This window comes from Acidimicrobiia bacterium, assembly GCA_041676705.1.
Classification (GTDB): Bacteria; Actinomycetota; Acidimicrobiia; order Acidimicrobiales; family SKKL01; genus Actinomarinicola.
In genome coordinates this window covers 1-14163 of record JBAYRL010000022.1, presented here as the reverse complement: position 1 = coordinate 14163, position 14163 = coordinate 1, and the positions used below count along the sequence as shown (strand labels likewise).

Below are 14163 nucleotides of genomic sequence, written 5' to 3'. Positions count from 1 at the left end.
TTGGGTGACTGGAATGTCTACCTTTAGTGGGAACTCTGCTGTAAGGATTGTTTCCACATTCGGGTATGGTGTTGCTAAAAGCCTGGTGGATATTATGATACTTTCACCAATAAACCGTAACGTCCTAGTAGACACATCTGCCGCTACATGGGTTATAGGGTGTTGTGCTACAACCGCTAACACCTCCGGGGTGAAAACACCGGTAAAGTCCCCAAAACCGGCTTCTGGAAGTGTCGCAGAATGCAACCGGAACGTGTCAGTAGCATGCAAAGCTAAAGACGTGCCAGTCGATACAAGTTGAATACCACCTCCCGAAGCGCCCGGTTTAACAGCAGTTAACGCCTGGTCAAACCGACTGAAATCTACTTGTGTGGCGCCTTTACGGGAAGGTATTTTTACAGGGAACGTGGTTGCTAACGGACGGAACGAATAAGGCGCTAAACCAGCAACTGTTACCAACAGATCGTTACCTTCTTCATAAACTAGCTCAACAGCAGCATCAGGGTTCGCTGCGGCTAAAAAACTCAGTAACGGTTTCGGAGGTACCAGCACGGAACCAGTTCTATCGGTGTCAACATCAATACTCGCAGCGATCGTGGTAGCCGAATCAGAACCTAAAACAACAAGCCTGTTTTTTGTGGCTTGGATCAAAACCCCGGTGTAGGCAACTAGCGCCACACCTGACATGTTAGTGTTAGAACTTGCCCGTTCAGCGACCTGTAACACGCCTCTAAGTTTTGAAACCACTGTTGAGAACTTCACGGTGACAGGTTCGGCCCACTATAAACGGCATCTACCCTTACAGCCCGAACACCCCCCTCTGGCCTGGTTGTTTAGAACCGGGGCGGCTATATGTTCTGTATGGAACTGTCAAAACCGTCGCTTTTGAAACCACCTACAACTAGTTTTTTACAGGACTTTGCTGAACGAGTTGCTAACGCTGGCGGGTTTTTAACTTGGGCCGGGTTTTTACGGGTAGCAGCCCCAGACGGTTCTGCTGGTACTATGCTCGTTGGGCCACGGTTTGCTGAATGGCGAGGTCACCGGGTTGAGCTACAAACCCAAGATTCAAAAGCCGAGAAAGCATCTAGTTTAGTTAGCGCCGGTTGGCATAGTTCAGACACCTACAGTCGTCAGATTGAAGACAAAGCTACTTGGGTAACCCCTCTTTGGTTTCCTGGTGGGTGGCAAACTAAAGGTTTAGGGGTTTTCGGGGCACATGTCGTTACTATCCGATGCCATACCAACACTGACACTATTGACCGTCAACTGTTAAGACAACTAGTCGCCTTAGCTTTAGATGAACACTGTCCCGCCGAAGGTGTCGTCTCAGGTGATCAAGGTTTTTATGTTACCCATATGGAACAGGACTGGTTGATAGCCACAAAACTTTAACACAACCCGTTTTGGGACGGTTGGTGCTACCAACGTTGGTCTTTCACTGGTGGTAACGCTGTTTGGGTTGGGTCGCGTTGGATAACTTTGACGTACTCGACCCGTTCAGTTGGTTTATTGACCCGTAAAACCATTTCCCCAATAGTTAAACCTCGTAACTGGTCAGGGCTCACCCGGTAGGTGGTACCCCAACGGGCGGTGCCACTGTTTTCTAACGTTCCATCAATGTTAGCGAATGTGGTTTCTAGGCGATCTTCTCCGCCGATAAACTCGGCGCACACTCTTGCCGATTCCGGTTCGCCTTGCGCCATTACCAGCGCCACGTTGATGTTTTGGGCGAGTCTGGGGAAGTCGTCCCCGGTGCGTGATTTCCAATCGAGAGGGCCTTGTGTTGCTAAAATTATTGACATTTTAGCTGAACGGGCACGAGCTAAAAGGTTTTGTACAATGTCCCGGTTAACCCAGTTCGCTTCGTCAATAATCACAAACCTTGGTCTGTCTGTAGAACCCAGTTCTCGTCTGCCAGTGGTACGAAGACCAGCTTCTACCGAGAAACGTTGCAGAACAGCGGCCGATATCATGGCGGTCAAATCTCGTTTACCGGACGAATCTAAACCAATATATTGCAACCCAGATGCGGTCACATCGAATGGTTGGCGGCGACCAGATTCGTCGGGTCGTAACACCACCCGCCCAGCTTGGGTGTCATAGATTTGCAAAATTTTTGCGCCGAAGCCGGGGGCGGTGTCTTGTTCATGTTTTGTTGGGTTTAACAATGACCGGTATTCTTCGTCTAACTGTATATGTGGCATGGCGTGTTTAACTACAGCTAGAAACGGTTTGGCCGAGTTTTTTAGGGTAGATCCACCTAAAAACTTGCCAACCTCATACATGGATGGTGTGGGGATTGTTTCTGGGGAAAGTTGATGTGCTTGGAACATGAGTTTCAAAATTTGGCCCAACAACAACTTGTTAATATTTTGCCAGTGCTCATCGTCGAACTCCATTAACGACAACACTAAATCTCTGGCTTCGTCGCGTCCTAGCCCGTCTAGGGGGTTGAACCAGAACCCTGGTTCAGGGTCTGATAGACGTAACTCTTGATAAGGGATTGAATGGGTAGCGGCGTACTGGTCACACCAATCTCGTAACCCACCCGGTTTAGTGTCTTCTTTCAAGTCTAAAACTACACCTGACCAGCCCAGATCAGCTAGACCACCTGCCACGACTTTTAACGTTTCTGTGTTATGGGTTGGGATATAAGACTCCCCCGCTAAATACAGATGTGATTCTGAATCTACCTGGATACATTTCACTGGCACCGATTCGGTCGGGACGATTTCTGTTATTTGGTGCGCTAAACGGTCCGCTCCAGGAGCTGGTAGCAACACTGTAAAAGCAGTGTTGCTGTGACGTAACATCATCCCACCTACCGATAACGTTAAATCACGGATCACATCCTGGGTTTCTCGGGTTACCCCGGCAAGAAACCAGCCAGACACGTTATCTGAACGCCCATAGTTTTGAAGAAGTTGTTTACCGATTGTTGCAGCGATTTGTTGTTGTGTAACTGACCATAGCAACGGTTGAGTGTTGTTTAACCAGTCTGGGGTTTGCCACTGCCCATATACGGACGGGTCTTCAGCACCGAAATACCATAGCAGGTGACCTAGTGTGTTTAGCGACAGAGGCGGGTAGCTATCAGGCTGGTTGTGATGATTTTGGGATACTAACGCAATAGCGGTTTCTAAAACATAGAGAGTGTCACCCAAAGAGGCGTCGCTTGGGGCGAACAGTTCTGCTAAATGTTTGCTTTGTACGTTCTGGGTGTTAGATCTGATGAGATGCATCAAATGGGTTCTACGAGCATCAGGATGGGCAGCATAATGAGGGCTTAAACTTAACGTCCCAGCACTGGTTATATAATGAAACCGGGTTGTTGATGGGTTGTACATGTCATAATCGCTTAGCAGCTCGTTGGTGGTACGGCTCTTTGGGGTAGCGTCATTGGTAGTGTAGGTAACCCATTTATGGTCACCGTCAGCAACGATGCTGCTACCATCCCCAAACTTGACCCGATAACAGGCCCGATCATGTTGAGGTTCTGTCACATATTGGACCCAACAAGGACGTCCGTTGTCATCTAATAGCTGATCCCCTACCTTCACATCACCCATGGTCGTCCAACCCTCAGGTGTTGGGATAAGGGTATCTAACGCTAAAGCTTTACCGGAACCTGTCGAACCAAACACAAAAGCATGGGTTTCCCATTCTTTTTCTGTGACTACCACCGGTACCCCTTTATGGGAAATACCTATCGACACCCCTTTAGGAACGTCAGGACCACCACGTAAAGAATGGTTCCCTGTTTGGGTATATAACGGGGTGGGTCGCATCACCCGAACTTTTTCCCGTTCTTTCTCACTTGGTAGCACAGACCCTTGCGGATTTTCTAACGGGTCGTGTTTACGGAACCGATCCGGTAGTTTTTCGGTGATACCAGTACCGTCTAACAGACCCGCAACGGACATCACGAACGCTGTTAACACACCAACCGCGATTGTGGAACCAACTAAACCAATCTCGTTAGGTCGGCGTAACACTAGCCCCACAACTAGCTGGATGTATTCCCAAAAATAGACACGCCCAACAACCCCAACAACTAAACACAAACCTAAGATCACACCATACTCAAAACGTCGTAGCCGACCTCTGGCTACGAAACGCCAAATAGCTAACCCTAAAACGGTTGGGATTGTTAAAAAAATAACTGCCACGATCCCTAACAACACAAGCACCGCAGTAGCATCACCCGAATCTTGGGTTTCTTTGCTTGACATGGCGCCAGTGTCGGACCTTTTAACGCTGTGAGTTGTTAACAACGGGTTTTTGGGGTGTGGCGACACTAGCTACCAGATTCATACCAAACCCCGGTTTGGGGAGCGGTTTGTGTTTAGAACCAAGTTTGGAGTTTTGTTGTGTCACTAACCGAGAACCGGTGGAAAGCTGTCCCTGCGGTACGGGCAAACGCTAAAGGCTTAAAGATCCGGGTATGGGCGCTGTGGGGTGTTTTACTGTTCGGTTTTGTGATGGGACCTCTTGCCATGTGTTCAGTAGCGGTTTCTAAACCGGCACCCACCCCAGCATCACCAGGCCCACCAACCCCTGTGTTAGCGTTCGCTAATAGTGTTTTGAATGATTGGCTTGGGGGACGCCCAACCACTGTACCTTTAGCAGAAAACGTTGACCCAGGGTTCGGGTTTGGCAGTGAACAGGAACGTTTCAGCTATATCGACGCTAACCTGTACAACTCTTCGAGTTCCACAGTTGATGACCGGGTGGTGTATCACACAACATATCGGTTACGCACCGAACACGGCCTTTACGATCTGAGTATCAGCTCTACCCCTAACCGGGCGGGACAACTTGTTTTAGCTACCCAACCAACTCTTATCCCAGCAAATGTTCTACCGGGTAACGTCCCACCGGTTGTGCCAACAGTGCGGAGCAACGAACTACCCGAAGGTGTTCAAGCAAGTGTTAACCGTTGGGCTGACGCTTATGCAGGTGATAACCAGGACCAGTTACGGGTTTTGATCGCTGGGGGCCCCGAAACCGGGATTTATAAAGGTTTAGGTGGCTATGAAGTTAAACAACCCCCAACTTTAACCGCACCTGTAACCCGTGAAGATGGCTATCTGTATGTGCGTGCAAGGGTTGTGTTAACCGATAGCAGCACCAATGAGTTCACCATGAGTATCGACTTTGATTTGCTCATAACCCAGGCCGGTACCTCCGACGCGAGAGTACAAGCTTGGGGGGTGCCAGGATCAGGGCCAACACTCACCCCTTTTATAAACAACACCGCCCTATAACCATAAACGGGCACCACATCTCTAGAGAGGTTTCACAATGATGATTTTAGCTCAACTTGACGGGGCGTTCTGGTCTACCCCTATGGGGAACTTGATGCAACAACTCGCTGCTGTCGCAGCGATCGTAGGGTTCATAGCCGCTGCTGTAGTGTCTGTAGGCCATGTCCGCAAAGGTGCTATCCCCAAGGCGATCAGCACCATGCTAGGCACTATCCTTGTAGCAGCCGTTCTTTTAAACTTTAGCCTCGTTGGAACCCTTTTAAACCTAGGTTCTGATTTGATTGGTTTGTTTGTACAAAGCGGCGCTGACATGGTTACCGACGTAAACGACGTCCGCTAAACAAACCCTCCCTAGTTAGTTACCTAACTAGCAGCACAACTAGTTTCCTCTCTAACTCAGCCGAACACCGTGGCATCACCCCAAGTGTTCGGCTGTTTCATGCCCAACAACACCCCCAACACCACAAGTCACCTTCTGCAAATTCTAGAAACCTGTCTGTCCCATCGGAAACCCCAGCAGTGGTGGCGTGTTCCCCAGCTACCGCTCTGCCACCCTTGTTTTGTATGAGTGGCTAATGTGACAGCCACGAACATGTTACCGGTTGGCGAACATTATTTACCAACACGATACCGAGAACGACCGTCCTGTTACATAACACACCCCCGATGTAGGGTTGTTATGGTAATGCCGGTATCGTTTTTGCGATTTCTGGCAGGTTTGCTTTAGTAGATTGTGGCGTTGAAAACGGGTGCTGGTATCGGGTTATCCGGCCAAGTTTGTTTAACAAACCTTGGGTAGTGGGTGTTAGTACCGTAACGGTGTCCAACAGGGACTCTACAGCTGCTACCGGGTTTTTGTTGAGCTGGGTTTGGATATCGTGATAGCTGGTTTGGTATTGGGTATCTAACTGTTTCTCTAGTTTTTCTGCGGCGTCTACTATCACAACAATATCGTCGTACGGTTTTTGTTTTTGGATCGCTAAATCCACTTTTTGGATTCGGTCCAACTCTAACTCGATACTTTGGGTATGACTGCTAGCGGTTAACACCTGGTTGATTGTTTCAGGGTCTGGTACTAAATGTGTTAAACGTTCCTTCAAAACATCTATTTTGGTTTGTAATGTAGGGGCACGACTTGGCTGCGTTTTCTGCTCTGCAACTAACAGACTGATCTTGTCCTGTACTGCTAGTTGTTGTTCACGAATCTTCTGCAAGGCGTTTTGCGCAACGGCAATCGTTAGCGGTGTGTTTAGTTTCTGTGCGTGAGCCTGTATTTTTTCGACATACTGGTTACGTAAGTTGACCCCTGTGGATGACTCGGCAAGTTTTCTGTCGTAACTAACTGCTTGTGCTTTCAAGGTATGGATCTGGGATCCTATTGTGGTTGATAGTTGGTCTAAAACGTTAGGACGTCCCGCTTGGCGGCTGATCAGCGCTGCTTCTAGGTTTGCTAACCCGGCAGCAGTTGAAATGTCTATATCAACACTTGATAGAACATCCCCAACTGTTGTTCCACCCCCGGTCGCCAAATTTATTTGGTTGAACAACTGATTTTGGGCAGATTCTGAAAGGTTTAACGACGCTATGCTTTCAAGTTCTTCTGGTGGTAGGAACAGAGCAGGGGAACTGCTTAGAAGTTGCGCTGTTTGTGCGATAGACCCTGTGTCTGGTAACACCACTTTGTTGTTGTCATCTAGTTGTGGGATTAACACGGGTGGCAAACCGGTTAAAGACCCAGCGACCGCAACATCAGGGTCAAGGTCGAATTGTTCTTTGAATAGGTCAACACTAGCGGCTTGTTCGTGATACGAATAAGCCGTTTTAGGGGTCAACACCATATGGACACCAGGGTTTACTTTACCGTCTCGGAACCCTGCTTCTGTTGGGGACAATATTTTTGTTATGTTACCCGCTTCATCAACTTTCGCGAACTGGAATATAGGTTCCCCAGCTTCGGTTAATAGCGGGTTACCATCTTTGTCACGTAGTGCTTGTGATTGGACTCTTAGGAGATCTAACCGGTCGTTAAAATAATCTGCTTCTGTTTCGTCACGGGTAGTTAACGGGAGCCCACCCAAATGTTGTTGTCGTCGTTGCTGCTCTTGGAGCATCAGGTTGCCAGCAACCGCAGCAGTAGTAGTTTCGCGGTTCGCAGCAAAATCTGCGGCTTGTTTAACAGACTCACGGACTGTTTTGTTTTTCGCGCCTTCTGGGTTGGTAGCATCTGCTATAGCAGCTACACCCATAGCGCCTAGATTGGCTGCTACCGCCCCAGCCGAAACGTTATTAGCAGACCTGTTTTTGGCGGTGTTATGACGTTGTTTCGTCTCACCCCAAAGTAGTTGGAACGGGTTTGAGGTGGCCATAGCAGCACCCCGAGCGGCTTTGTGTCGCCAACTTCGTATGCGTTCCCCATCAACATAACGATCAGTGTTCGCATATTTGTGATCTAGCTTCGCTATTTTTTGGTTGTAAGGCTCAGGAGGTGACCAATTTCTAGGGTTAAATTTGCCGCCCGCATGGTTTTCACCAGCACCGGTAAACGCTGCGGCGGTGGCCATCCCCAACGCACCAGTGGGAGAGAACAGGTTCCCTATCCCGATTTGTTGAGCTAGTTTTTTGAGCATCAACAACGCTGCTAGCGGTGCGAAGAGCCGCAAAAATAGCGAATCGGAACCTAAAAACCCTTCAATTATAGAAATCGTGGAGATAAGAGCGGTTACCGCTGCGACCAACACTATTTTTGAAGCCCCAAACATTAGAGTCATGCGTAGCATGCGCCGGCCCGGTGTTTGTGGCGAGTTGTTAGACCGGACCCCATCAAAAGCAAGTAATGTTAAAGTGAGCGGTAAAAATACAAGTAGCAACGCGAAACCAAGCTGCGCTATCCCGGCACCCACAACAACTATCCCTAACGCATACATGTACAGGGCAGCGGTTACTAGTGATAGTACCCCAGCTGTGACAGCGTTTAAGGGTCTATGTCCCCGCATGGACGCTAACGTTTCTTGAACGTCGGGAACGTCATCAAAATAGGCGGTTGATGTTGTAGCGTCAGGGGTGGTAGGGTCTAACGCGTTGTTGTCACGGTTTCCGTACAGTTTTAGTAACGCAAAATCGTCTTTAAGACCGTTCCATTGAAGTTTTCCGTGGTCTAAATTTAGGGTCCCTGCAAACCAGTTTGCACAATGTTCATCAGTTATGTCACCTGTTAACGCCCACGCTTGTTGTACTTTTAGGTTACCAAGTTCAGCCTTGCCAGAGGTGTCCGCCATACAAGCACCCCAAAAGAAGGTAGCTGCTTCGAACTGTTTCCCTTCTAGGAACGCTGAACCATATGGAAACAGTAGTTCCGATTTTGTTGGAGAAGATCCTAACAAGGCACGGTTAGGGTAACCAGCGGCGTTACCTAATAGTATTTGTTCGTTGATTGGTTGGTTAGCGTTAGCTTCAAGTTGGTGGCACCACATCCGTTCCGATGAAAGTGCGGTGCCATATTGTGCTAAACGCCAAGCTGCAGCGGCGGTGCGTTGCCATAACTGAGACACTCTTGGTAACAGTTTTGACCCAGCACCACTAGAAGAGGCTTTAGCCATATAGGTTTCTTCTAGCACCTGGGTGTATGCGGCACACGAGGGTTGCGGGTAGTTTCCTTTAACACCAGGTTCTAAACGCCCAAGCTGACCAGCTCCGGTACCTAAAGCCACCCCAATATCTTCGGTTAACATCAAACCTTGTTCTGCTATCCATACCGGGGAACCCTTGGGCGCTACTGCACCTTCAGGTGGTTCCCCTAGCGAGAAACCTAACAGGAGCATTATTGGGATCCCAAAAGCTAACAGTTTGCGTACCGTGCCTGTGACAGCTCCCCTGATAACAGATCTGAGTATCCCAAAAAGTAGCACTGCTGCTAGAAGCCAGATAAGCCCCGATTCGATGATAGTTACTGCTATAGCGTGGGCTGAACGGTTGATCGCACCGCCACCAATGCGTAACACATCTAAGGTTAATACCCATTCGGTTACCATCAACAAAATACCCCAAGCTAAACCTGACAACGCGAACGTCAAATTCGAGATGACTGTCATAACTTTTTCGGGAAGATCTTTCCAACCGTGGTTGGAATATAAAGCTAAAGAACTGTTCCAACGATAGGCAGGTAAAAACCGTTTTGCAGAACCTTCAAAAGTGGCAGCCAGACGAGACCCACGTGCAGTGCAGGACTCTACACCACTCCAGCTCAACTGGTCGGCAAGATCATCTGTTAAACAGTATTCACCGGTTAAAGAGTTGATACCAACAGACCCACCATTGTCAGCAATGCTGTAGGAAACGGGACCGGTTGGTGGTGTTACGAGTTCTTTATGTAACCCACCACCAAAATAGGACCCTGTTAATACCAGAACCAGCGTCACCCAAATAGCGGCCCGTTTCCACGGGGCTACAACAGGTTTTGTGGGGTTTTTCACTGCTAGCTCCTAAACAACATTCACAGGCAAAACAATGTTTTATTCAACGATCGGTGTCGTTGAATAAGCTTTCGCGTAACGTTGCGGTATCTGGTATCCCAAAAGGGCAGCGCTACGACGCCCATAAAGGTCGCTATGGATCCCCAACGCTCCCCTTGATGGACGCCCCTGTGACCCTTGTTGCGGGCCTGCTTGCCGCAACCATTCTAAACGTTCTTTGGTGGGTTCTAAACGACAAAGTGTTAACGCCGCGATCGCTTCAGCTTCTTCTGTTAGTTTCATAACTAGCACCCTTGAAAGGTGCGATTCCATGTCGATCCCTTCCGAGATCAAATCGTTTACCCTTTGTGTTGCGAACACACTCATCACGTTTTGGGAACGACCTTCTCGCCCTAGCGACTGTAACGCTGCTAAACCTTCTGATGTTTGTAAAAACGTCCACGCTTCATCCAAAATCAAAAGACCGCCGTTGGTGTGTGACAACAGTTCCATACAGGAACTAGTAACTAGCCTGACAGCACCTAACGCCATTTTTTGGGGAAGGGTGTACGATCTTGGGTCGGCGCCTTGTGACGGGAAATCTAGACGACGGTCAAACTCGATAAGTAACAGGCCCCCACCAGAGTTGAACTTTGGTTGGGGACGCATCCCAATCCCCAACCTAAACAACGGGTTGTTAGTAGCGTCTGTTACAAGTTTACGTATCCGGGGGCCGTGGGGCGCTTCGATAGCTTCTAACGCTTCGAGGACACACTGGGCGCCTTGTTCCGCCCCGGCTTGCAGCCCAGCTTCTAACGCTAAACCTTCTTCTAACGATAACCCACCATCGGCTACACCCCGGTTACCTAAAACTGTCATTATGTGTGCCGCGGCTATTGAAGCTGCTTGGGGTGGTGTCGCAAACCGGAACGGATCAAAAAACCCGCCTTCTTTAGCGATGTCGGTAAGTTTCACGACCCGCCCGTTTGTTACCTGGGCTAAACCTTGAAGCGACGAGTAGCCTTTAGGGTTAATAAAAATTGCTTGGCCACCAGCTAAAGCGTATTGGTGTGCTAACGATTGACAGAACCAGGTTTTTCCTGAACCTGATTCTCCTGCTACAAGCATTGACGCGGGTTTGTTTTGTTGGGAAGCAGCCCGCGGGTCTATAAACAGTGGTGTCATGTCGGGGAGTGTGACACCCATATAGATTCCAGAGTTGTCCCCTAACCGGGAAAAACTTTGCAACCCAGCATAGGCGATGGTTGCTATGTTTATATCTTGGGGGAACGGGTTCGAACGAAACGGTGAGGTTGGTAACGTTTCTGCTAACCCTGATAACTGTCGGTACTGTAACGGGGATACTTTAATCCCGAACGCTTCGTTTAGAACATCAACATAGGTGTTAGGAACTTCAGGGCCTACACGACGAGCTAACACTATTGATGTGTTTGTTACAAGCGAATCGGTGCCACCTAGGATGTATTGTTCTACCCGTTGAGCGAAACTAAAATCGTCTGACTGTTCGGACCTTCCTAACAGGTCCCCTGCTTTACGTTCTTCAGCGATTTCGTGGATGATACGACGTTCTTGTTTACGGATCCGGGCTCTTGAGACTGTGGAGGGTTCAAGTTCTCCCCGTATCGATATCACAGAAGCGGGGGCGTAATGGTTTTGGGCTGCTAAAAGCCAGTCAGCGTTCGGTGCTTTCATCTCAGGTATCGAAAACTCGTCGATCACAGCCATTTCGATACGGTCACTTTCCCCCACATAAAGATAGTCAGGTGTGGCGAAAACAGCTGCATGTGGGGTACGCCCATAGTTGTACCAGGCTTCTAGCTGGGCACGTTCGGCTGGGGTGGGTGGGTTAAACGCCCCGTGGGATTTGAAAATGTTTTCGATACGGGCCCGGTCCGCTGCGTACAACGACCGGTCTGGGACTGCTTGTCCCATCACCCCAACTAGTTGGTCTTTCATGGTTTCTAACACGTTTTTGTTAGATGTTGTTAGCGACGACCAGAGTTTCACACCTAAAAGGAGGGCTTTGTTTGGTGCCACAAAATCTAGGGTTTCTTCTAGAAAGTCTTGTAACGCTCCAGGTGGGGTGTCTTTTGGTGGTGATGCTTCTTTGTCCCAAACATGAGACACCAGATGAAACTCTCGGGATCTTGCTAGTGCTTTGATCCCGGAACCTAAATCGACACTGGTTGAAGCGAGCTCTGCGAGCAGGTTTGCTAAAAGTGAGCTGTCTGCTAATTTCACACCGGGATCTTCCCAAGAAAGTGGGGAGAGTGTTAGCGAGCGGTACAACCATACTTCGCCTCTGGTGTGACCCATATAGAGGCCACCTTCGTCATAGTAGGCCCATGGAGTTACCCAAGCTGTTCTACGTTCTGGGTCGTAGCCTCCAGCTTTTGAAGCGAGTTGTTTGAACGGGTTACGCATACTAGAAACCTTTATTGTGGCTGTGTCGGGCCTGTTCTGGCTTTTTCTGGGCGGTACCACCGTGGAGGGTTCGTGGCGGTAGGCGCTGGCGGAGAGGATAAGACTGGGGGTGGAGTGTTAACTAGGGGTTTGCGGTCTTGGCGGATACCTAGTTTGGGGACATCTGATTCGTAGCGTTTGTGGAACACGCCACGTTCATCTACTTCTCCAGCAGAAATTGTGATAGCACCTGGAAATATTTCGAAAGGCCCAACCTGGTCTAGGGGTACCGGGGCGATCCCTATATAAAGGTCGGCTTTCGCACCACGTAGCTTGGTTGGTGTTCTCAAATTAGCAAGTTTTAACGCCAACCATTTCCCGAACGTTTCACCTTTTAACGGGGAATAGTTGGCTAACACATAGCCAGCGGTGCCGCCTAACGCTCCAGGCATCAGTAACTGGAAAAACTTGGCTTTTAAAACTACCAAAGCAAACAGTGCAGTAGTTGTGGCACCAATAGACGCAAACAGTAGGGAACGTACCAGCACAGTACGTCCGGTCACGTTCAGCGGGCCGGGTAAAGCGATACGGGTTTGTCGGGGTTTTAACACTGATGTTGCGATCAACATGGTTGGTCCGGTAACACCAGATTTTGTGTCGTTACTCACTATGTTGCACCAGGGCTTCTAAAACAGCTAGCTAAACAAATGTTTTGGTTAGCTAAGGTGTTGCTAGTGTCGGCCCTTAACCCTCGTTTTTTATGCTGACCCGCCTGTCGTGTCACAGATGCCAGCCAATGTTATGTCTCTAGAAAAGATTTTGGCCCAAACCGTCCTAAGAGAAGGTTTGGGCCAAAAAGGGTGTTAGAAGGGTCTTACCGGCGCCCAAAACAATATGGGTGCCAGAAGCAGCATGAGGGTGATACCTACACCCCACGCTACTAGTTTGGTGGTGCCACCCACCAAAGACCTAAGTCCCGCACCGAAGAGGGTCATGGTGCCCGCGACACCTAAAACCCCCCACGATAAGGGGACCTGGTGGTCTCCTACTGGGACGTTAATCCCCAGCGACCACCCAAAGGCGTAGGTAACTGTGTTAAAAACAATCACAGCTACCATCACCGCCGCTACTACCCGTCCAGGGCCGCTACGGTGGGTTTCGTCGCCGTGAACTTCCCACGACGACAGCTCGGCACGTTTCCGTGCCGGGGCTTTGGCCACAAAGTTACTGGCTGTGGCCCAAACCACGATAACAGCAGGCGCTGCTATCGATATCATTTTCCACTGGGGGGACATGTTGTCCCACGCAGTGGTCATGGCTACCACAACAGCGTGGTAGCCGGACGCAGTGGTGGCGGTTAGTTCGCTAAGCAAACCAGCCGCCACCGCCACTGCTGTAACCATAACTGCTACAGCAGCCGCTACGAGGAGGGCTACACGCCCAGACAGTTCTTTGCCGTACATTACGGCCTCCTTTCGTTGGGGTTTCTACCCCAACCTTTCCCACCTGGTTGGGCGGGTTCTTTTGTGTCACATCTACTCTTTAGTGCCAGTGCTAGGCACCCAAACCAGTTGTGGAGGTGGGATACAACTTAGGCGGCTGGTTGAAACTGGTTTAGCTCACACAGTGACAGGCATGTCTTTAGATGACCTTTTTAACGACAGCACCCCTGAACCAGACCCGGTGTTAAACAAACAACCACTGACACCACCAGACGCTAACAACCACGATAAACAACGCTCTAACCGTTTGACTCCTTTCAACCCGGCTAGTTCTGAGGATCACAGTTTTAAACATAGGGAAAGCTTTGACGTTCCCACACCAACCCCCGCCACCACCACCAACGATCTATCCAAAAACTTTGATGGTGTCACCAAATCTGAGGAAACAACATCTGCAGGTTCAGACGATAACCAACACAGCCCAGCATCGCGGGTACCCGATGATATCAAAGGATCTGGCGGTCATGTTTTGGGGAATCAGAGAAACTCTTCGGGGGTTACACAACCACAAAACAACAC

The 14163-nt window shown here is 49.4% G+C and carries 10 protein-coding genes; 4 read left to right on the top strand and 6 right to left on the bottom strand.

What is annotated here, in order from left to right:
* On the bottom strand, window positions 1-678 hold a 678-nt coding region (locus WC184_13195), incomplete at its 3' end, for a hypothetical protein (GenBank protein ID MFA7478823.1).
* A gap of 183 nt (window positions 679-861) precedes the next feature.
* Between WC184_13195 and WC184_13190 the strand changes: the two genes are divergently transcribed.
* Window positions 862-1395 carry a hypothetical protein gene (locus WC184_13190; protein MFA7478822.1) on the top strand — a complete coding sequence of 178 codons (534 nt, stop codon included), beginning with the start codon at window positions 862-864 and terminating at the stop codon, window positions 1393-1395.
* Between the two features lie 26 nt (window positions 1396-1421).
* On the opposite strand, the gene WC184_13185 is transcribed toward WC184_13190, so the two are convergent.
* Window positions 1422-4235 (bottom strand): hypothetical protein, encoded by a 2814-nt coding sequence (locus WC184_13185; protein MFA7478821.1) that lies wholly within the window; start codon window positions 4233-4235, stop codon window positions 1422-1424.
* Between the two features lie 138 nt (window positions 4236-4373).
* On the opposite strand from WC184_13185, the gene WC184_13180 reads away from it, so the two are divergent.
* Both WC184_13180 and WC184_13175 read left to right on the top strand, forming a co-directional pair.
* On the top strand, window positions 4374-5270 hold the full coding sequence (locus tag WC184_13180; protein ID MFA7478820.1) for a hypothetical protein: 897 nt from the start codon (window positions 4374-4376) through the stop codon (window positions 5268-5270).
* Between the two features lie 37 nt (window positions 5271-5307).
* Window positions 5308-5610: a hypothetical protein gene (locus tag WC184_13175; protein ID MFA7478819.1), complete on the top strand. Its 303-nt coding sequence runs from the start codon at window positions 5308-5310 to the stop codon at window positions 5608-5610.
* 337 nt (window positions 5611-5947) lie between these two features.
* Here WC184_13175 and WC184_13170 read toward each other — a convergent pair whose 3' ends face one another.
* The 4 genes from WC184_13170 to WC184_13155 form a co-directional block, all read right to left on the bottom strand.
* Window positions 5948-9739 (bottom strand): hypothetical protein, encoded by a 3792-nt coding sequence (locus WC184_13170; protein MFA7478818.1) that lies wholly within the window; start codon window positions 9737-9739, stop codon window positions 5948-5950.
* 39 nt (window positions 9740-9778) lie between these two features.
* The gene (locus WC184_13165; GenBank protein ID MFA7478817.1) at window positions 9779-12163 is read right to left on the bottom strand and encodes an ATP-binding protein; all 2385 of its coding nucleotides are present in this window, start codon (window positions 12161-12163) and stop codon (window positions 9779-9781) included.
* Between the two features lie 11 nt (window positions 12164-12174).
* Window positions 12175-12810: a hypothetical protein gene (locus WC184_13160; GenBank protein MFA7478816.1), complete on the bottom strand. Its 636-nt coding sequence runs from the start codon at window positions 12808-12810 to the stop codon at window positions 12175-12177.
* Between the two features lie 195 nt (window positions 12811-13005).
* Window positions 13006-13605 (bottom strand): hypothetical protein, encoded by a 600-nt coding sequence (locus WC184_13155; GenBank protein MFA7478815.1) that lies wholly within the window; start codon window positions 13603-13605, stop codon window positions 13006-13008.
* Window positions 13606-13777: 172 nt separating this feature from the next.
* On the opposite strand from WC184_13155, the gene WC184_13150 reads away from it, so the two are divergent.
* On the top strand, window positions 13778-14163 hold a 386-nt coding region (locus tag WC184_13150; GenBank protein MFA7478814.1), incomplete at its 3' end, for a hypothetical protein.

Coding starts and splice junctions, on each gene's coding strand:
- WC184_13190 (MFA7478822.1), top strand. CDS start 862: ATGGAACTGTCAAAACCGTCGCTTTTGAAACCACCTACAACTAGTTTT.
- WC184_13185 (MFA7478821.1), bottom strand. CDS start 4,235: ATGTCAAGCAAAGAAACCCAAGATTCGGGTGATGCTACTGCGGTGCTT.
- WC184_13175 (MFA7478819.1), top strand. CDS start 5,308: ATGATGATTTTAGCTCAACTTGACGGGGCGTTCTGGTCTACCCCTATG.
- WC184_13165 (MFA7478817.1), bottom strand. CDS start 12,163: ATGCGTAACCCGTTCAAACAACTCGCTTCAAAAGCTGGAGGCTACGAC.
- WC184_13155 (MFA7478815.1), bottom strand. CDS start 13,605: ATGTACGGCAAAGAACTGTCTGGGCGTGTAGCCCTCCTCGTAGCGGCT.